The following is a 20,763-nucleotide window of genomic DNA, read 5'->3' as shown; positions in this document are numbered from 1 at the left end:
GTTGTCGTCCGGCCTATGAGAGGTGTCATGACCGAACCCGAAAAGCACGCATCAGCCACCCCGGTCGCCGTGATCGGGATGACGGCCATTTATCCGGGCGAGCCCGGGCTGGACGGCTATTGGCGCACCGTGATCGGTGGCCGGGATGCCATCGGTGATGTACCTCCCTCCCACTGGCTGATCGAGGATTACTTCGATCCGGACCCCAAAGTTCCTGATCGGACCTATTGCAAGCGTGGTGGTTTCATCGACCCGGTGCTGTTCGATCCGGTCCGGTTCGGCCTGCCCCCCAATGCGCTGCCCTCGACTGATTCAGCGCAGATCCTGGCGCTCATCGCCGCCAGGAAGGTTCTCGACGAGGCGATGCGCGGGGGAGCCGACGTGGACCTCGACCGCGTGGACGTGGTGCTGGGGGTGGCATCCACCACCGAACTCGTGGTCCAGATGGGCTCACGAATGCAGCGCCCGGTCTGGCGTAAAGCACTGCTGGAGAACGGGTTGGCTGAAGACGAGGCCGACACCATCTGCCAGGACATCGCCGACAACTACCCGGCGTGGCAGGAGAGCACCTTCCCGGGGCTGCTGGGCAATGTCGTCGCCGGCCGGGTGGCCAACCGGCTGGACCTCGGCGGAAGCAACTTCGTGGTGGACGCGGCGTGCGCCAGCTCGCTGTCGGCGCTGCAGACCGCCCTGCACCGCTTGTATCTGCACGAGTCCGATCTGGTGCTGACCGGCGGTGTTGATGCCCTCAACGACGTCATGATGTACATGTGCTTCTCCAAGACCCCGGCCTTCTCGCCGACTGGCGACTGCAGACCGTTCTCCGACGGCGCTGATGGCACCATCATCGGCGAAGGCGTGGGCATGCTGGCGCTCAAGAGACTCGACGATGCCGAGCGTGACGGTGACGTGATCCACGCCGTGATCCGGGGTCTGGGGTCGTCGTCGGACGGCCGGGCGTCCAGCGTGTACGCCCCCCGCTCAGAGGGACAGGCCAAGGCACTGCGGCGGGCCTACGAGCGCGCCGGGTACGCACCCAGCACCGTCGAACTCGTCGAAGCGCACGGCACCGCCACCAAGGCGGGCGACGTCGCAGAGTTCGCCGGCTTGAAGTCCGTGTTCACCGACCCGGCGGGGCGGTGCGCGTTGGGTTCGGTCAAGTCCCAGATCGGCCACACCAAGGCTGCAGCGGGCGCTGCCGGGTTGATCAAAGCGATACTGGCGCTGCAGCATTCCACACTGCCCGGAACTCTCAAGGTGGACCGGCCCAACCCGGCACTGGAGCTGGACGACACGCCGTTCTACCTCAACGCCCAGACACGCCCCTGGATTCGCTCCGGCAATCAGCCCCGGCGTGCCGGTGTCAGCTCATTCGGCTTTGGCGGCAGCAACTTCCACGTGACGCTCGAGGAGTACCGCGGCGCGCAACGGGCCAAGCGGCTTCGCACGCTGCCGAGTGAACTCGTGCTGATCAGCGCCGGCACCGAAGCCGAGCTGGGGCCGCGACTCGACACCGTGGCGGCAGCGCTCGATGCCGGGGAGAGCCTGGCCCGGATTGCCTACGACTGTGCCCGCGAGTTCGACTCCACCCACCCGGCTCGCGCAGGGCTGGTCGCCGCGGACACCGCGAGTCTGCGTAGGCTCATCGAGCGACTGAGCAGTGCGCTGGCGCAGGGAACGGCGACGCAGCTGAAAGACCCCGATATCGCGGTCGGTGTGGGGCAGCCGCGAGCAGGCCGTACCGCGTTCCTGTTTCCCGGGCAGGGCAGTCAGTACGTCGGCATGGGCGCCGATCTGGCGCTGGCCTTCCCGGCAGCACTGCGGGTATGGGACGACCTGGCCGGTGACCTGGCCGATCTGCATCGCGTGGTGTTCCCCGAACCCGCCTTTGACGCCAGCGTGTCTGAGGCCAACACTGCAGCGTTGACTGCCATGGAGAATGCGCAACCGGCGATCGCGACCACGAGCCGGGCGCAGCTGGCGTTGCTGGATCTGTTGGGTGTCACCGCCGAGGCTGCGGCCGGACACAGTTTCGGCGAGGTGACGGCGCTGGCCGCCGCGGGCGTTCTGCCGGTGCACCGGCTGGCCGAGACAGCACGCACGCGTGGACTTTTGATGGCAGAGGCCGGCAGCGGGCAGGACGGCGCGATGCTCGCCGTCACCGCCGGCGCCGACACCGTTCGCGCACTGCTGGATTCGGCCCCGGCGGACATCGGAACGCTCGTCATCGCCAACGACAACGCCCCCACCCAGGTGGTGGTGGCCGGACATCGCACAGACATCAGCTGGGTCGAGACCGCGGCCGGAGCGGCGGGGTTGACCACCGTGCGCCTGCCGGTGGCCTCGGCGTTCCACTCGCCCATCGTGGCGTCGAGCTCGGCACCGCTGACGGAGTACCTCACGACGCTGGAACTGGGTGCGGCCGCATTCCCGGTCTACGCGAACGCGACAGCGCAACCCTACGGGCAGTCGGTGGCCGACCAACTCGGAGATCAGGTCCGTCAGCCCGTGCGGTTCCGGGAGATGATCGAGGCGATGTCCCGCGACGGCATCACGCGGTTCATCGAGGTGGGCCCGGGCCGCGTGCTGACCCGGCTGGTCGACCAGATCCTGGATGGCACGCCACACAAAGCTGTGGCGCTCGACGATCCGAAGGTCGACGGACTGCGCGGCTGGCACCGTGGCCTGGCGGCTCTGGCTGCTGACGGCGTGGCGTTGGACCTGGCAGCGCTGTTCGAGTCCTACGAGATCCCCGACAAGCACAATCCACCGCCGGCACATGCCGTCAGGGTGGGAGGAGCGAACCTTGGCAAACCGTATCCGCCGGCGGACGGCGCAGCGGTGATCACTCCCAAGCGTGACGTTGTGAAAGCCCGGTCGGCGCCGGCTGCCGCCGCAGTGGCGCCGATCGCGGAGGTGCAGCCGATGGCGGCGGCTCCGCTGACCCACACCCAGGTGTCCCAGCCCCCCGTGCCAAAGCCCGTTGCTCCAGCCGCGGTGACCGTCCCGACAGCGGCGCACGCACCGCTGTCCCAGGATGCCTGGAGCGTGATCGATCGCCTGCAGAAGGAAACTGCCGACCAGCACGAGCGGTACCTCGACGCGGTGGCCGAGAGCCATCAGGCCTTCCTGGGGATGGCGACGCAGATGATGGCGCAGATCGTCGGCAACGGGGCTCCGGAAGGTACTGCCGCGCCGGCGCTCGCGCCCGTCACCGCACCGATGGACGCCGTTCCGGTCGCCATGCCCTCTTTCGCGGCGCCTCCTGTTCTGGCGCCGCAGCCGCCCGCGCCGCCGGTGAGCACACCCCCCACGCCGCAACCTGCGACCGCGGCACCGGTGCAGGTGGTGGGTGAGCCGGTGGGGGATGTGGTGCTGTCGGTGGTGTCGGAGAAGACGGGTTATCCGGTGGCGATGCTGGGCCTGGAGATGGAGATGGAGGCCGAGCTGGGGATCGATTCGATCAAGCAGGTCGAGATCTTGGCGGCGTTGCAGTCGCGGTTCCCGGGTGCTCCGCAGGTGCCTGCGTCGGAGTTGGCGCGGTTGCGCACGCTGCAGGACGTGGTGGATTCGCTGGCGGATTTCGGTTCTGGCGCTGCGGTTGTGGTGCCGGCGGGGACCCCGGTGGTGGGTGAGCCGGTGGTGGGTGAGCCGGTGGGGGATGTGGTGCTGTCGGTGGTGTCGGAGAAGACGGGTTATCCGGTGGCGATGCTGGGCCTGGAGATGGAGATGGAGGCCGAGCTGGGGATCGATTCGATCAAGCAGGTCGAGATCTTGGCGGCGTTGCAGTCGCGGTTCCCGGGTGCTCCGCAGGTGCCTGCGTCGGAGTTGGCGCGGTTGCGCACGCTGCAGGACGTGGTCGACACCCTGGGTGGCTTCGGAACAGACGAGGAATCCACCGAAGAACAAGAAAAACAGCATGATTCGGGGGAACCCACCCCGTCGGGCGGGTTGCGCACCACCGAGGTGGAGTTCCGCAGCGCCCCGCCGAGCGGGCTCGCCATGGCGGGCCTGCGCGACGGTGAGGTGTTCATCACCGATGAGGACCCGGAGTTCGCCGCCGAACTCGAACAGGTGATGACGTCCCATGAGATCAAGGCACGGGTGGTCGACACAGTGCCGGAGCAGGCGAGCGCCGTCATCAGCCTCGCCGCGCTGGGGCCGGTGAACAGCGCCCAGGACGGCGTCGACATGCACCTGCGCGCGTTCCGCGCCGCCCGTAGCGTCGCCACCAGCAACGGGCATTCACGATTGTTCGTCACCGTGCAGTCCACCGGCGGCCGCTTCCGCGAATCCGACGTTGCCCTCGGGGTGGCCAGCCTGGCCAAGACCGCGGCATGGGAATGGCCCAACGGATCGGTCCGGGCCGTCGACATGGAAACCCTGGACGCACAACGACTCACCGCCGAACTGTTGGCCGGGGGCAGCGGCGTGGAGGTGGCGCTGCGTGATGACGGCAGCCGGTTGGTCGCCGTGGATGACGCCGAGATGTCGCCCATGGGGGAGAACATCAGCGTCGACGAGGGCGGCGTCGTCGTGGTGACCGGCGGCGCGCGGGGCGTGACCGCCCGTTCGGCGCTGGCCCTGGCACAACGCCACGGCCTGCAACTGGCGCTCCTGGGCCGCACCGCCCTGCGCGAGCAGCCCGCCGGTCTACGCACCCAGGGCACTACTCTGACCGAGATCGCCACGGCCCTGGTGGCGTCCGCCCGGGAGCGGGGTCAGCAGATGGGTCTGCCGGAAGCTCGCTCCCAGGCGGCGGCCCTGCTGGCCGAGCAGGAGGTACGCGACACGCTCGCCGGCGCGGAGCAGCAGGGCACCACGGCGCGTTACTTCGCCGTCGACATCGCCGACCGGGCTGAGCTCGGGCGGGTACTGGACCAAGTCCGGCAGGACCTTGGTCCCATCGTGGGAGTGGTGCACGGTGCGGGAGTGCTGGCAGACCGCCGCCTGGAGGACCTGGATGAGGCCCAGTTCACCCGGGTGTTCGCCACCAAGGTGATGGGTGCCGAGGCGCTGCTCTCCGCAACAGCCACCGACCATCTGCGCTTCATCTCGTTGTTCTCCTCGATCGCTGCGCGGGCAGGCAACCCCGGGCAGTCGGCCTACGCCGCCGCCAACGCCGCCCTGGAGACCATCGCTGCGCGCGAGTCGGTCAGCCGGGGCTGCGACTGCGTGGTCCGTGCCTTCGGGTGGGGACCCTGGGACGGCGGAATGGTGGACGCAACGCTCAAGAGTCGATTCCTGAGCTCGGGCGTCGATGTCATTCCCCTCGAGGAGGGCGCTCAGTTCTTCGCCGACCATGCACTGCGCCGATCACCGGCCACCGCGATCGTGGTGGCCGCACCCGCGCAGCCACGGCTGCGGACCGCCCGCCTGGACTGGGACGTCTCGACCGAGATCCTGCCGATGCTGGTGGATCACCAGGTCCGTGGCCGCGTGGTGGTGCCCGTGGTGATGGTGGTGGATGCCATGCTGCGCGCAGCCGAAGGCCTGCTCGCCGGTGAGCGGTGTGTGGTGCAGGACTTCCAGGTGCTCTCGGGGGTGACCTTCGCCGATCGCGAGAAGCAGGAACTGACATTGGATTTCGAACCCGCCGGGCCGGCCTACACCGTCACCGTCACCGACGGCGAGGGACGCAAGCGCTATCGTGCCGCGGTGGTTCCCGAGGACAGCGCGGTGCCCAGGTTGTTCGTGCCCGAGACGTCCGGGGCCGACTGGCCGATGAGCGTGGCGCAGGCCTACACCGACCGGTTGTTCCACGGACCGCGTTTCGCCGCCCTCGACCAACTCGGCACCGTTGGGCCCGGTGGCGGGACCGCCACGGTCAAGGGACTGCACGAACTGGGCTGGCCACAGCACAATTGGGCGATCGACGCAGCTGCGGTGGACGGTGGGCTGCAGCTGGGCATCCTCTGGTCAGGTGTGCACGGACGGCCACTGGTGTTGCCGGTGCGCATCGGGCGCGCGGTCCTGCACCGGCCGGTCGATGCGGCTTCCGCACTGCGGTGTCGCCTCGCCGCGTACCCGGTCAGCGACAAGCAGGTCGACTTCGACATCGTGCTGGAGTCCGGCGACGGACAGTTGGTGGCCGAACTCGCCGCGGTGGAGTTCTACGTCGCCGGCAGCGGGGCGGACAGCTCGGCGTGAGCGATTTCGAACCCGTCGCCATCGTCGGGCGCAGCTGCGTCCTGCCCGGAGCCACCTCACCCGAGGCGCTGTTCCGTGCCACACTCGCCGGTCAGAGCCTGCTGTCACCAACGCCGCGGGACCACTGGCGGGGGGTGGATCCCGCTGCGTTGCAGGCCAGTCGCACCGCCGGACTGCGTGTCGCCTCGGCCACCGGCGGGTACATCGCTGCTGATGCTGACCTGGCCGGGATCACCTTGCCCATACCGGGCTTCGCGCAGCTGGATCCTCTGGTGCACTGGCTGGCCTATTGCGCCCAGCGGGCGCTCGACAGCCCGGTGGCCGAGCCCGGTACCGGGCTGATCGTGGGCAACCTGTCCTACCCGAGCGCATCGGCCACGGCGTTCGTCGAAAGCGTGTGGTCCGGCGAAGGTGACGTCGATCCACGCAACCGATTCAACTCCGGCCTGCCGGTGCAGCTGGTGGCCGGCGCGATGCAGATGACCGGTCCGGCGTTCGCACTGGACGCGGCGTGCGCGTCGTCGCTGTACGCGATCAAGCTCGCGTGCGACGCGCTGCATGACGGCGCCGCCGACCTGATGTTGGCCGGCGGGATCAACGGTGCCGACGACCTGTTCCTGCATCTCGGCTTCACGTCTCTGCAGGCGCTGAGCCCATCCGGTCGCTCCCGTCCGTTCCACGCCGCGGCCGACGGCCTGGTGCCCTCCGCGGGTGCCGCCCTGGTGGCTCTGCGCACGGTGGTCGACGCCCAGCGGCGCGGTGACCAGATCCTCGGCGTCATCACCGGAATCGGGCTGTCCAATGACGGCAGGCAGAGCGGATTCCTGGCCCCCGCCGTGTCCGGGCAGGCGCGTGCAATGTCTGCTGCGCTGGAGCAGGCGGGTCTGGGACCGTCGGACATCGACTATGTCGACTGCCACGCCACCGGTACCCCTCTCGGGGATGCGACCGAACTCGAGAGCATCATGTCGACCTACGGTGAGGTGCCGCTGAGGCTGGGCGCGCTCAAGGGCAATCTCGGCCACACCATCACCGTCTCCGGCGCCGCCAGCCTCATCAACGTGCTGTCGGCCATGCAGGCCGGTACCACGCCACCTGTGCTGTGCGACAACCCGATCCGCGCGCTGGGCGATACGCCCTACCAGCTGTCGACCACCGCCGCGGCCTGGGACGGCCCCCTCACCCGGGCGGCGGTCAGCAATTTCGGATTCGGTGGCAACAACGCCCACCTGATCGTGGAAAGCCATGCACCCACTCGGCGTGCGTGCGCACCCACGCGCCTGTTTCGCGGCGACATCGTGGTCTGCGGTCTGGGCGTGCTGACCGGAGACGCGGCCGACGCCGAATCCTTCCGGCGGCGCGCGCTGGGCACCCCGGCGGCAGCCACACCGATGCAGTCGGTATCCCTCGACCTCGCCGGGCTGGGCTTTCCGCCCGTGGAACTGCATGCCAGCCTCAGCCAACAGACCGCCATGCTGGCTGCAGCGGCTCAGGCCCTTTCACAGGTGACGACGGATCCGGAGCGCACCGGGGTGATCGTCGGGATGGGCTGTGATGCCACCATCGCCCGACAGCGTCTGCGTGTGGTGCACGCCGACGATGACGGCTGGCTGCTCGCCAACACCGATTCCGCGCCGCAGCTGACCGCGGACGCCGTGGTGGGCACCATGCCGAACATCCCGGCCAACCGCATCCACGCACAGCGCGATTTCCGCGGATTCGGCTTCACCGTGTCCAGCGAGGAGTTGTCCGCGGTCACCGCCTTGCGTATCGCAGCGCGGGCACTGCACAGCGGGGAACTCGACGCCGTGGTTGCGGGCGCCGTCGACATGTGTTGCGAGCGTGCGCATCAGAGCGCTGCCGAGGCGGTGCAGACCGGTGCCGGTGCGGAGCCGGGGGACGCCGCGGTGGCGTTCGTCCTGAAACGGCGAGCCGATGCGGAGGCGGCCGGCGACCCCATCATCGCGGTCCTGGACACCGCGGGTGACTCCGCCGGCGCCGAGACCAACACCGCTGCCGAGCGCTTCGGTCGCACGCACGCCGCCGGCGCGGCCGTGGAGGTCGCCGCCAGGGCGGTGGCCCTGCGATCGCGGGTTCGGGTGGACAGCGCGGGAGCGCAACCGGCGCCCGGTGGCGTCCGCTCACACGTCTCCATCGAGTCGATCGGCGGTCGCACCGATGGCGTCACCCTGACCGCGGTGGACGCGCCGCAACCCTGGACGGTCGCGGCGGTGCCGATGATCGAGCGCTACGCCGCAGCCGACCGTCGGGAATTGCGCGGGCGGCTTGTTGCCGGGAACCCCGGTGGGACCGGTCCCGTGCGATGTTCGCTGGTCGCAGAACGGACTTCGACGCTGGACACCCAGCGGCAGATGGTGGTGCACCAACTCGATGCCGGGCAGGTTCCGAGCGGACCCGGCGTGGCATTCGCCGATGGGCCCATCGCCGGTGAGCTGGCCTTCAGCTTCACCGGCGCGGCTGCGGCCTACCCGGGTGCCGGACGCGATCTGCTGCTGGCGTGGCCCGAGATCGGCGACGCGCTGGCCGCCCGCCTCCCCGGGGTCGGTGACCTTGCGGCCGCGATGTACGGCGCCGACGTCACGACTCTGGACCCGCGCGCACAACTGACCGGATGCGCCGTGGTCTGCCAGTCGCACGCGGAGTTCTCCCGTGCCGTGCTCGGCCTCAACCCGACCGCGGCGATCGGGCTCTCGTCGGGGGAGACCAACGCCATGCTGGCTTTCGGGGTTTGGCGGGATCTCGAGGAGATGCTGGCCGAGATCGAGGCCTCCGGGATGTACGGCGACCAGTTGACCGGCAGATGCGCGGTGGCGGCTGCGGATTGGGGCCTGGGTGACCGACCGGCACCCTGGGAGTGCTGGCGGATCACCGCTCCCAAGGCGCAGGTCGAGGCGGCGCTGTCCACCGAGGACCGCGCCTACATGACCATCGTGCAGGCACCCGACGACTGCGTGATCGGCGGGGACCCGGCGGCTTGCCGCCGCGTCATCGAGGCGACCGAGGGTGCGGTGGCCATCCCGCTGGGACTGGACATGGTGATCCACTGCAGCGCGATGGCCCCGTTTGCGGACACCTGGCGGCGCATCCACCGGCGCCGGACCCACGAGGCACCCGGAGTGCGGTTCTACAGTAATGCGCACAACCGGGCGTACGCGCCCACCGCGGACACTGCAGCCGACGCCATCACGCGGCAGGCGTTGGAACCCATCGATTTTCCCGCCACTGTGCTGCAGGCGTGGCACGACGGTGTGCGGGTGTTCGTCGAGCACGGCCCGCGCGGCATCCTGACCGCCGCGGTCGGAAAGATCCTCGGCGACCGTCCCCACGTCGCCGTCGCACTGGATTCGCAGGAGCGCCGCGGTCTGCGCGCGCTGGCCGAGAGTGTGTCCACGTTGTGGGTGCACGGCGTCGAGGTCGATGTGGATGCCGTGGACGCTCGGATGGCGCGGTTGCGTGAGCTCTCCGCCTCCACATCACAACCGGGCCGCGCCATCACAGTGCCCGCACACTGGCCGGACATCGTCTCCGTGCCCGAGACATCCCAGAAGGACACGATGCCGGCACCGGACCCCGCCCTCATCCAAGCCATGCCGCCTGCCCCGGCCCAGCCGACCCCCGTGGCGCTGCCCACCGCTGAGGTGGTGGTCCACCAACGCCCCGCCGCGCCCGCCGCACTCGGTGACCGGATGGCTGCTGCGTTGAACCTGGTGACCGCCGCCGGCGCGGCACAGGCTCACTTCGTCGAACGGCAGGCCCGGGCGCACCAGGATTTCCTGGCCATGCGCGCCGAGATGGTGGCCATGGCGACGGGGCGCAGTGCGCCACCGCCCGATGTCCCGGCACCGCCCGTGGTGCCGCCGGTAGCCGCGGCGCCCATTGCCTCGCCGCCAGCGGCCCACCCGGTCCCGCCGGCGCCGCTGTGGAACAGGGCTCAACTGGAAACGCTGGCCAGTGGCGCGATTTCGGAGGTGTTCGGGCCGGGCTTCGCCGAACTCGATCGGTATCCCCGCCTGGTCCGGATGCCCGAACCGCCGCTGTTGCTGGCCGACCGGGTGATGAGCATCGAGGGTGAGCCGGGCACGATGGGTACCGGCCGGATCGTCACCGAGACCGACGTGGATCCTGCGGCGTGGTACATGCACAACGGGCGGATGTCGCCGGGCGTGGTCATCGAATCCGGTCAGGCCGATCTGCTGTTGGCATCCTGGCTGGGCGCCGACTTCTCCAACCGCAGCGAGCGTGTCTACCGCCTGCTCGGGTGTGATCTGACGTTCATGGGGGAGCTGCCACGTGCCGGTGACACCCTGCGGTACGACATCCACATCGACGGTCACGCCACAACCGGTGACACCCGGTTGTTCTTCTTCCACTACGACTGCTACATCGGTGACCGGCTGATGATCTCCGTCCGCAACGGCCAGGCCGGCTTCTTCTCCGATGACGAACTGGCCCAGTCCGACGGCGTGTTGTGGAATGCCGACACCGACGCCCCGCGGGAGGGGTCGCGGCGCGACGAGCCGCCGTGTGTCACCACCAAGACCTCGTTCGGCCGCGCCGACCTCGACGCGTTTGTCGACGGGCGCGCGTATGCCTGTTTCGGTGCCGGATTCGAGCGAGCCGCGGCCCACACCCGGACGCCGGCCACCCCCGGGGGACGCCTGCGCCTGTTCGACGAGATTGCCGAGTTCGACCCCCACGGCGGCCCGTGGGGGCGCGGTTACCTGCGCGCCACTTCCGAAGTGCCCACGGATGCCTGGTTCTACGACGGCCACTTCAAGAACGATCCGTGTATGCCGGGCACCCTGATGGCCGACGCCGCCACGCAGGCACTGTCGTTCGCCATGGCCGCCTACGGGTTCACCGTCGAGCGTGACGGTTGGCGCTTCGAGCCGGTCCCGGACGAACTGGCACGCTTCGTGTGCCGTGGGCAGGTGATCCCGGACTGGGACCATCACCTGGACTACGAGGTGTTCATCGAGGAGATCATCGACGGTCCGACACCCACGGTGTACGCCGCCCTGTTGTGCCGCAGCGACGGGTTCAAGGTGTTCCACTGCCGGCGGTTCGGGATGCGGTTGGTCCCGGACTGGCCGATGCCGCAGGCCCCCGGGCCGGCGCACATCCTGGCCAACGGCAAGGATGTGCGCGGCGATCACGGCGCGCTGCTCGCCTGTGCGCGCGGCAAGCCATCGGATGCCTTCGGTGCGTTGTACGCACCGTTCGACGGCACCCGCCGCGCACCACGCCTGCCCGACGAGCCGTACCACTTCGTGTCGCGCATCAGCAGCATCGACTGCCCGCCCGGCATCCCCACTCCCGGCGGTACCGTGGTCGCGGAATATGATGTGCCGGAGGCCGAATGGTATTTTGCCGACGGTCGCTGTGGCGCCGTGCCGCTGTCGGTCCTGATCGAGATCCTGCTGCAGCCCTGTGGCTGGTTGTCGTCCTACATGGGATTCGCCGCCAACCGCTCCGACGACGTGGTGTTCCGCAACCTCGACGGCAACGATGTGGTCCTGCACAAAGCCGCCGGTGTGGGCACCCTGAAGGTCACATCGACTCTGACCCGCTTTGCCGAGGGCGGAGGATCGACGATCGTCTTCTTCGATGTGGTGTGCACGCAGGGCGTCGACGTGGTGATGACGATGAAGACGGCCTTCGGTTTCTTCAGCCCCGAGGCGCTGAAGAACCAGGTGGGTCTGCGGGTGGCACCCGGCGCGCTGCAGGCGTTGTCGGTCACCGCTCCGGTGACGATGGGCTATGGCGAACTCGGCGGATCTCCGGAGTTGGCGCAGAATCGACTTCAGGTGATCGACCGGCTGAAATTCTGGCCGGGCGGGGGCGAGGCCGGCTTGGGGCGGCTGGTTGCCGAGTACGACGTACATCCCGAGGCCTGGTTCTTCAAGGCGCACTTCTTCCAGGACCCGGTCCAGCCGGGTTCTCTGGGGCTCGAGGCCATGCAACAGGCCGCCCGGGCCACGGCGCGCCTGGCAGGCCTCGCCGGCGAGGGGTCGGTGTTCGAGCCGGTGGCTGTGGGGCAGTCGTTCAACTGGAGGTTCCGCGGGCAGGTGGTCCCCACCAACAAGCGAACCCGGTCGGAGATCGAGATCCTCGCCACCGCAAGCGATGACGCCGGCACACTGATCGTCTTCAAGGGTGCATTCTGGGTCGACGACCTGTGTATCTACGACACCACCGGGATGGGCGTGCGCATCATCGTCTGAATCAGACTCGCGGCCCGGCCATCTCGATGGTGTCCGGGTCGCGGTTGTCGGGCAGCAACAACTCTCGCACCAGCGGACGCGGACCGACCGCGCGCAGCATCTGGCTGGCCGGCCGGGGCCGCACCAGTTGCGGCCACCAGAACCACCGGCCCAGCAGCGCTGCGATCGACGGGGTGAGAAACGCCCGCACCACCAGAGTGTCGAACAGGAGCCCGATGCCGATGGTGGTGCCCACCTGACCGATGATCCGCAGGTCACTGAACACCATGGCCGCCATGGTGAAAGCGAATACCAGCCCGGCATTCGTCACAACCTTGCCGGTGCCGCCCATGGCGCGGATGATGCCGGTGTTGATGCCTGCCGCGATCTCTTCCTTCATCCGCGAGACCAGCAGCAGGTTGTAATCGGATCCCACTCCGAGCAGGACGATCACCGCCATCGGCAGCACCATCCAGTGCAGGTTGATGCCCAGAATGTGTTGCCAGATCAGCACAGCCAGCCCGAACGAGGAGCCCAGGGACAGGGCCACCGTTCCCACGATCACCAGAGCCGCGATGAAGCTCCTGGTCAGGAACAGCATGATCAGGAAGATCAGGCAGAGCGCGCTGACGGCGGCGATCCACAGGTCCCATTGGGAGCCTTCCTGCAGATCCTTGAAAGTCGATGCGCTGCCGGCGATGTAGATGTCGGCGTCCCGCAGCGGCGTGGTCTTGAGCGCCTCCTCGGCGGCGGCCGTGATCTCATCGATTCGCGCCAACGCCTCCGGCGCACCGGGATCACCTTTGTGGGAGATGATGAAGCGCGCCGCCTTGCCGTCCGGGGACAGGAAGGACGCCATGGCCTTCTGGAAGTCGGGATTCTGGAACACCTCAGGCGGTAGGTAGAACGAATCGTCGTTCTTGGCCTCGTCGAACGCCATGCCCATCGCGGTGGTGTCCTGGGTGGAATCGTTCATCACCTCGAAGATGCCGGACATGGTGCTGTGCATGGTCAGCATCATGCGGTGCATGGATTCCATGTTGGCGATCAGACGCGGCATCACATCGAGCAGTTGGGGAAGCAACTGGTCCATCGCATCGAGTTCGACCACCAACTCGTCCATCTTGGATGTCAGGACATCGACACCGTCGATCGAATCGAAAATGCTTCGTAGGGACCAGCAGATCGGGATGTTGACGCAGTGCGGCTCCCAATAGAGGTAGTTGCGCAGAGGCCGGAAGAAATCGTCGAAGTTCGCGATGCTGTCGCGTAGCTCACCCATGATTGCGGTCATGTCCTTGGTGCCCACGATCGAATTGTGCGTCAGCTCCGTGACCTGACGTTGGATGTCGTACATCCGCTTGGTGATCGCGACCTGCCGGCCGATGAGATCGGCCTGCGCAAGCAGGTCGTCGACCCGCTTTTTCATGTGCTCCATCATCTGCTGCTGGCCGGCGTTCTGCATGCTGATCATGAACGGGATCGAGGTGTGCTCGATCGGTGTCCCCTCGGGGCGGGTGATGCCCTGCACCCGCGACACCCCAGGTACCTGGAAAACAGCCTTGGCGAGTTTGTGCAACACGATGAAGTCTTCGGGATTGCGCATGTCGTGCCCGCTCTCGATCATCAGGATGTCGGGCATCATCCGGGCTTGCGAGAAGTGCCGGTCAGCAGCGGCGTAGCCCTGATTGGCCGGGACGTCGGCCGGGATGTAGCGACGGTCGTCGAAGCTGGTCCGGTAACCGGGCAGCGCCACCAGGCCGAGCAGGGTCACGGCCATGGTGGCCGCGAATATCGGTGCCGGCCAACGAACTATGGCGGTGCCGATGCGTCGCCACCGGCGCATGCCGATCCGCCGGGTGGGGTCGAACAGTCCGAACCGGCCTCCGACCGCCAGTACGGCAGGCAACAGGGTGAGTGCCACCACGACGGCCACCAGCATGCCCACCGCACACGGCACGCCGATGGTCGAGAAAATGGGCATGCGGGTGAAGCTCAGACACAGCAGTGCGCCGGCAATGGTCAGCCCCGAGCCGAGCACCACCGGCGCCACGCCCCGGAACGTGGTGGACAGCGCCGTCTCAGGATCTTGTCCGGATTGGCGGGCCTCCTGGTATCTGCCGAAGAAGAAGATGCCGTAGTCGGTTCCCGCTGCCATGGCCAGCGCGACAAGGAGATTGACTGCGAACGTGGACAGCAGCACCAGATCGTGGTGACCGAGGTAGGCGACCAGGCCGCGAGCGGCGAACAATTCGATGCCGACGGTGATCAAGAGCACCACCACGGTGATCACCGAGCGATACACCACCATCAGCACCGCGAAGATGATGACTGCGCCGATCAGCGTCATCTTCAGGATGGAACGCTCGCCGGCATGCTGCATGTCGCCCACCAACGCGCCGGGTCCGGTGACGAAGGTCTGCACCCCGGGTGGCGCCGGCGTTCGGTCGACGATGTCCCGGATCGCGGCGGCGGATTCCTGGCCGATGGTGGTGCCGTTGTCGCCGACCAGGTTGACCTGCACATAGACCGCCTTGCCGTCCGGGCTCTGTGCGCCCGCGGCGGTCAGTCGGTCGCTCCAGAGATCCTGCACGTGTTCGACGTGCCGGGGGTCGTTGCGCAGGTCGCGGATCAGCTGGTCGTAGTACGGACGCGTGGCGTCACCGAGGGGTTGTTCTCCCTCCAGGACGATCATCGCCGTACTGTCAGAGCTGGATTCGCCGAAGACGGCGCCCATCCGCGTCATGGCCTGCACCGACGGCGCGTCCTTCGGGCTCATCGGGACGGACTGCTCGCGACTGACCTGCTCGAGGGACGGGATCGCGAACGTCAGGAGCAGGGTCACTGCGGTCCACCCGAGTATCACCAGGACCGACAGCCCACGGACGTACCCGCCCGCCCGCGGGCGCTGGTGTCCCCCGTTCCCGACAGCCACCGGTCAGGGCCGCTGGCTCTGCAACAGCGCGCGCACCAAGGGGCGAGGCCCGGTGGGCCGCAGCAGCGCACTGGCCGGGCGTGGGCGGACCTGTTGGGGCCACCAGAACCAGCGGCCCAGCAGCGCCGCAATCGACGGGGTCATCAGTGCCCGCACGACCAAGGTGTCGAACAACAGACCGAGCCCGATGGTGGTACCCAGCTGGCCGATGCTGGTGAGATCACTGACCATCATCGAGGCCATGGTGGCCGCGAACACCAGCCCGGCGGTGGTGACCACCTTCCCGGTACCGCCCATGGCACGGATGATCGCGGTGTTGATCCCCGCGTGCAGTTCGTCTTTGATCCGGGCGACCAGCAACAGGTTGTAGTCGGAACCGACAGCCAGCAGGATGATCACGGCCATCACCAGCACGGCCCAATGTATGTCGATGCCCAGGACGTACTGCCATACGAACACCGACACCCCGAACGCCGCACCGAGCGACGTCAGCACGGTGCCGACGATGATCACCGCGGCGACAAAGCTCTTGGTCATGATCAGCATCACGATGAAAATCAGACAGATGGCCGAGACCACGGCGATCAGCAGGTCGTACTTGGCGCCCATCACGATGTCTTCGGTGATGGCCGCCGTACCGGTCAGATAGATCGCGGAGCCTTCGAGAGGGGTGCCCTTGAGCGCCTCCTCGGCAGCGCTCTTGATGGCCGGCACCCGCGCGATTCCCTCGGCTGAGGCGGGGTCACCTTTCTGCGAGATCAGCATGCGCATGGCCGTGCCGTCGGGGGACAGGAAGACGTTCATCACCCGCTTGAAGTCCTCGTTCTGGAAAACCTGCGGCGGAACGTAAAACGAATCGTCGTTCTCCGCGGCGTCGAAGGCCTTGGCCATGGCCGTCGGGCTCTCGTTGGATTCGTCCATCTGCCCGAAGATGCCGGTCATGGTGCTGTGCATCGTCAGCATCATGGTCCGCATGCTCTCCATGATCGCGATCATCTCCGGGAACTGAACCAGCAGTTGCGGCATCAACACGTCGAGCCGGTCCAGGTTGTCGATCAGCTCATCGAGTTTGCCGCTGACCCGGTCGATGCCGTCGATGGTGTCGAAGATGCTGCGCAGCGACCAGCACAGCGGGATGTCGTAACAGTGTGGTTCCCAGTAGAAGTAGTTGCGGATCGGCCGCCAGAAGTCCTCGAAATCGGCGACGTTGTCGCGCAGTTCGTTCGTGATCTCCTGCATCTCTTTGGCTTTGGCCACCATGTCGTGGGTGGTCCCGATCAGTTGCTGCATCAGGCCGTACATGTGCTTCATGATCCCGATCATCTCGGTCATCATCTCGGCCTGCTGCTGCATGTCGTCCATGCGCTTCTTCTGGAACTGCGAATACTGTTGCAGGCCAGCCTGTTGCATGCTCAGCATGTAGGGGATGGTGGACTGGGCGATCGGGGTGCCCTCCGGTCTGGTCACCGCCTGGACACCCGAGATGCCCGGCACCGCCAGCACCGCCTTCGCCAGTTTGTTGAGCACCAGGAAGTCGGCGGGATTGCGCAGATCATGGTCGGTCTCGATCAGCAGGATCTCCGGCGCCATCATGGCCGACCGCGGGAAGTGCCGGGCGGCGGCCTCCATGCCCTGGTTGGCGGGGATGTCGGTGGGCAGGTATTGCTGGTCGTTGTAGCTGGGTGTGAACCCCGGCAGTGCCAGCAGTCCCAGCAGGGTGATGGCGACGGTCGCCGCCAGGATGGGCGCCGGCCAGCGGACCGTGGCGGTACCCACCCGGCGCCAACCGCGTGCTTTGACCTTGCGTTTGGGTTCGAACAATCCGAACCGGCCGCCCACCGCGAGGACCGCGGGGAAGAGCGTGATCGCGACGGCAACGGAGACCACCACGCTGACGGCGCACGGAATTCCCAGCGTCTGGGACATGGGCAACCGGGTGAAGCTCAAGCAGGCAATGGCGCCTGCGATGGTCAGCCCAGATGCCAGTACCACCTTCGCGACGCCGCCGAAGGTCGTGTAGAAAGCGGACTCCCGATCCTCGCCGGCCTCGCGGGCTTCCTGGTACCTGCCGAAGAAGAAGATCCCGTAATCCGTACCCGCCGCGATACACAGGGACACCAGCAGGTTGACGGCAAAGGTGGTGAGCCCGATGACATCGTGGTACCCGAGCAGAGCGACGACGCCCCGGGCGGCCTGCAGCTGGATGCCCACCACGAACAGCAGAACCACCACCGTGACCACTGACCGGTACACCAACAGCAGCATCACGAAGATCACCGCGATGCTGACGACGGTCATCAGGATGACCGTCCGATTGCCGCTGGCGGCGATGTCCGCCCCGATTGCCGACGGACCGGTGACGAAGGCCCGGACGCCCTCCGGTGCCGGGGTCTGGTCGACGATCTGGCGGACCGCGGCCACCGACTCGTTGGCGCTCGCTTCACCGGTGTCGGCGAGACTCACCTGGACGTAGGCCGCCTTACCGTCGGCACTCTGTGCCGCTCCCCGAGTGAGCTCGTCTCCCCAGAAATCCTGGATGTGGGCGACGTGCTCGGTGTCGGCGTGCAGTTGTCGAATGAGGTTGTCGTAGAACTGGTGAGCGTCCTGGCCCAGCGCTTGCTGTCCCTCCAGCACGATCATCACGGTGCCGCCGGCGGCCGATTCGTCAAAATGCTCGGTGATGCGGGCAAACGCCTCGAAGGACGGGGCGTCAGTGGGATTGAGTGCCACCGAATGCTGTTGCTCAACCTGCTCGAGGGTGGGCACCAGCACACTCAAGGCGGTGACGGCAATCAACCAACCCAGGATGATCGGCACCGCGAAGCGGCGGATGGCCCCGGCGACCGCGGGCCGCTGCCGGGCACGACGACGATCGGTCATGCGGCCTTCAGCAGGCACGATGTGAAGGCGCTGACTGCGTACTCGACCTTCTCGGCCTTCACGGTGTCGTCCACCCAGAGGCGGCACCCGATGCTGTCGCTGTCACCCTGTGCGGCAACACTTCCCACGCCGGTCGCCGACGTGATGGGGAAGTCGAGCGACCAGGGCAAAACCACCCCCTCGAGGAATCGGGGATCACCGTCGGCGTCGAAGAAGCTGATGTCGGCGGTGGCACCCGCAGGCCCGAAGACCTCGTAGCGCAGATGTTTCGGCATCACCGGCTGAGCGGCGTCGGTTCTGGTGTCTCCGTAGGGAACCGAGTTGTCGGACCCGAAGATGCCGTGGAGCTGCGACACCGCCCACCCGCCGGCAGCAATGACCGCCGCCGTGACCAGCGGAATCCACAGTCGCTTCGCGACGCTGAACATCAGTGCGCCCGGTGAGCGCCGCCGGGGGCGCGCCCGTGGGGCCACATGGTCGCTGCGCTGATGGTCCGAGGTGCGCGCGACGGCCACGTCGGCCCGGGTCGGCTCCACGTGGGGTGGGCCGGCGCCATCAGGCGCCGGCGCAGCAGAGGGTGCGAACGTCATTGACGCCAGAGTCAATCATGTACTCCACCGCCGTATGGTGTTTTTCGCAAACACCGCGTGGTTTGGGATCAGCGGTTCTCGGGCTGGTGGGGCAGTCTTCGGAGAGGCACCGACAAGTGACTACTGCTTTCACCCGCCGATCAGGCAGTGAAGTGGGCCGTCAATGCTCGAAGTAAAGCCGCGTGGTTATCGTTGACGGCCCGGTACGGGTGCGCCGCGAACTGGCACATCGGCTTTCGGTCGGCACCAGCAAGCAAAGACGGCAATGTTGCTGGGCGTGGTGCAGTGCACTGCTCCCATTACGCACACGGATGCAGACGTAACGGTCACACGGAGCGGCGAACGCTGACACGCCGGCCGGAGTGGCTGCTAGGGTGATCGCGCACAGCGCCCTTCGATGCCCCGGCGGCAGGCGCTGACCGGAGCGGCAGTGCTCACAACGCGCGGAGAAGAGTGACCCCATGGCGGCCGAATCGACCACTCTGGACGGGTCGGCACGTGTCCTCCCGGCGTGGCTGCGGTCTCGCGGGTTCATCGGCCCGGTGCTGGCGATCGGCGTCGTCCAACTCGTGGCCGCCATGGACGGGCCCATCGTGGTGTTCGCGCTCCCGCGGATCCAAAGCGAGCTGGGGCTTTCGGACGCGACCCGGGCCTGGGTGGTCAGTGCCTACATGCTCACCTTCGGCGGCCTGATCCTGTTGGGCGGGCGCCTCGGTGACACCATCGGCCGCAAGCGCACCTTCATCATCGGGGTGGGGTTGTTCACGGCGGCTTCGGCGCTGTGCAGTGTCGCGTGGAACGGTGAGGTCCTGGTGGCCGCCCGATTGCTGCACGGTGTGGCCGCCGCGATCGTTGCGCCGACGTGTACTGCCTTGTTGGCCACAGCTTTTCCCAAGGGGCCGGCGCGCAATGCGGCCACAGCGGTGTTCGGCGCGATGGCGAGCATCGGTGCGGTGCTGGGCCTGGTTCTCGGCGGCATTCTCACGGAGGTGTCGTGGCGGCTGGTGTTCGTCCTCAACGTGCCCATCGGTGTTCTGGTGATCTGTCTGGCCTACACGATGCTCGACGAGACGCAGCGCGAGCGGATGCGTCTTGATGCAGCCGGGGCGGTGTTGGCCACCCTGACGTTCACCGCGGCGGTGTTCGGTTTCTCGATGGGCCCGGAGGCCGGGTGGCGTTCTGCGCCCACCCTCGTTCTCGGCATCGTCGCGCTGATCGGGTTCATCGCGTTCGTGGTGGTGGAACTGCGCGCCGACAACCCGATCGTGCCGTTCAGCCTGTTCGTCGACCGCGACCGGGTGGCCACCTTCATCGCGATGTTCTTGGTCAGCGGTGTGGCATTCACGCTGACCGTTCTCATTGCGCTGTACCTGCAGAACATCATGGGTTACCCCCCACTGCGGGCGGGGCTGGCCTTCATCCCCATCGCGATCGCGATGGCGGTCGGAACGGTGCTGTCCTCACGGCTGGTCACGCGGATGTCGCCAAGGGCGCTGGTGGTCACCGGAGCCGCCATGGTCCTCGGAGGCACACTGTGCGGAGGCCTCAATCTCAGCAGTGACGGGCCGTATTTCCCGAACCTCCTGCTACCCATCATCATCGGGGCCATCGGCATCGGCCTGATCAACGTTCCGCTCGGTCTGTCGCTCATCGGCAGCGTCGGTGCAGATCGGATCGGGCCCGCATCTGCGATCGTGGTGATGCTGCAAAGCCTCGGAGGACCGCTGGTGCTGGTGGTTGTCCAGGTGGTGATGACGCTGCACACCCGAGGCTCCGGCGCCGCTGCCGGTTCCGTCGACGCTGACAACGTCGCCTTGCTGGACCAGGGCTACACCTATGGAGTGCTGTGGCTGGCCGCAGTTGCCGCTCTGCTGGCAGGGGTGGCGATGTTCATCCGCTACACCGCGCGGGACGTGGCATTCGCCCAGCAGTCGCTCAAGGACGCGGAATCCGGAGTTGTTTGACGTACCACACCGCGGCCGGT

The 20,763-nt window shown here is 67.5% G+C and carries 6 protein-coding genes; 3 read left to right on the top strand and 3 right to left on the bottom strand.

What is annotated here, in order from left to right:
* Nucleotides 1-27: 27 nt before the first annotated feature.
* Nucleotides 28-6,150, top strand: coding sequence for a type I polyketide synthase (locus G6N58_RS31110; RefSeq protein WP_163908396.1), 6,123 nt, complete (start codon nucleotides 28-30; stop codon nucleotides 6,148-6,150).
* Nucleotides 6,147-12,395, top strand: a complete 6,249-nt coding sequence (locus tag G6N58_RS24905; protein WP_115281106.1) for a beta-ketoacyl synthase N-terminal-like domain-containing protein — start codon at nucleotides 6,147-6,149, stop codon at nucleotides 12,393-12,395. Before G6N58_RS31110 ends, G6N58_RS24905 begins: the two co-directional genes overlap by 4 nt.
* A gap of 1 nt (nucleotide 12,396) precedes the next feature.
* Here the strand turns inward: G6N58_RS24905 and G6N58_RS24900 are convergent, their stop codons facing one another.
* The 3 genes from G6N58_RS24900 to G6N58_RS24890 are packed head-to-tail and all read right to left on the bottom strand — an operon-like array spanning nucleotide 12,397 to nucleotide 18,617.
* Nucleotides 12,397-15,309 carry an MMPL/RND family transporter gene (locus G6N58_RS24900; protein WP_115281107.1) on the bottom strand — a complete coding sequence of 971 codons (2,913 nt, stop codon included), beginning with the start codon at nucleotides 15,307-15,309 and terminating at the stop codon, nucleotides 12,397-12,399.
* Between the two features lie 3 nt (nucleotides 15,310-15,312).
* Entirely contained in the window at nucleotides 15,313-18,189 is a 2,877-nt protein-coding gene (locus G6N58_RS24895) for an MMPL/RND family transporter (protein WP_115281108.1), read from the bottom strand.
* Nucleotides 18,186-18,617 carry an MmpS family transport accessory protein gene (locus G6N58_RS24890; RefSeq protein ID WP_115282079.1) on the bottom strand — a complete coding sequence of 144 codons (432 nt, stop codon included), beginning with the start codon at nucleotides 18,615-18,617 and terminating at the stop codon, nucleotides 18,186-18,188. Before G6N58_RS24890 ends, G6N58_RS24895 begins: the two co-directional genes overlap by 4 nt.
* 623 nt (nucleotides 18,618-19,240) lie before the next feature.
* On the opposite strand from G6N58_RS24890, the gene G6N58_RS24885 reads away from it, so the two are divergent.
* Nucleotides 19,241-20,743, top strand: coding sequence for an MFS transporter (locus tag G6N58_RS24885; RefSeq protein WP_115281109.1), 1,503 nt, complete (start codon nucleotides 19,241-19,243; stop codon nucleotides 20,741-20,743).
* Nucleotides 20,744-20,763 lie beyond the last annotated feature (20 nt).

Source organism: Mycolicibacterium tokaiense (genome assembly GCF_010725885.1).
In the GTDB taxonomy this organism is placed as follows: domain Bacteria; phylum Actinomycetota; class Actinomycetes; order Mycobacteriales; family Mycobacteriaceae; genus Mycobacterium; species Mycobacterium tokaiense.
Note: the sequence above shows the minus strand (reverse complement) of the source record. Positions and strands in the feature narration are given on the sequence as shown.

Excerpts from the sequence above, each read along its gene's own strand:
- G6N58_RS31110 (WP_163908396.1), top strand. The coding sequence starts at position 28 with ATGACCGAACCCGAAAAGCACGCATCAGCCACCCCGGTCGCCGTGATC.
- G6N58_RS24895 (WP_115281108.1), bottom strand. The coding sequence starts at position 18,189 with ATGACCGATCGTCGTCGTGCCCGGCAGCGGCCCGCGGTCGCCGGGGCC.
- G6N58_RS24890 (WP_115282079.1), bottom strand. The coding sequence starts at position 18,617 with ATGTTCAGCGTCGCGAAGCGACTGTGGATTCCGCTGGTCACGGCGGCG.
- G6N58_RS24885 (WP_115281109.1), top strand. The coding sequence starts at position 19,241 with ATGGCGGCCGAATCGACCACTCTGGACGGGTCGGCACGTGTCCTCCCG.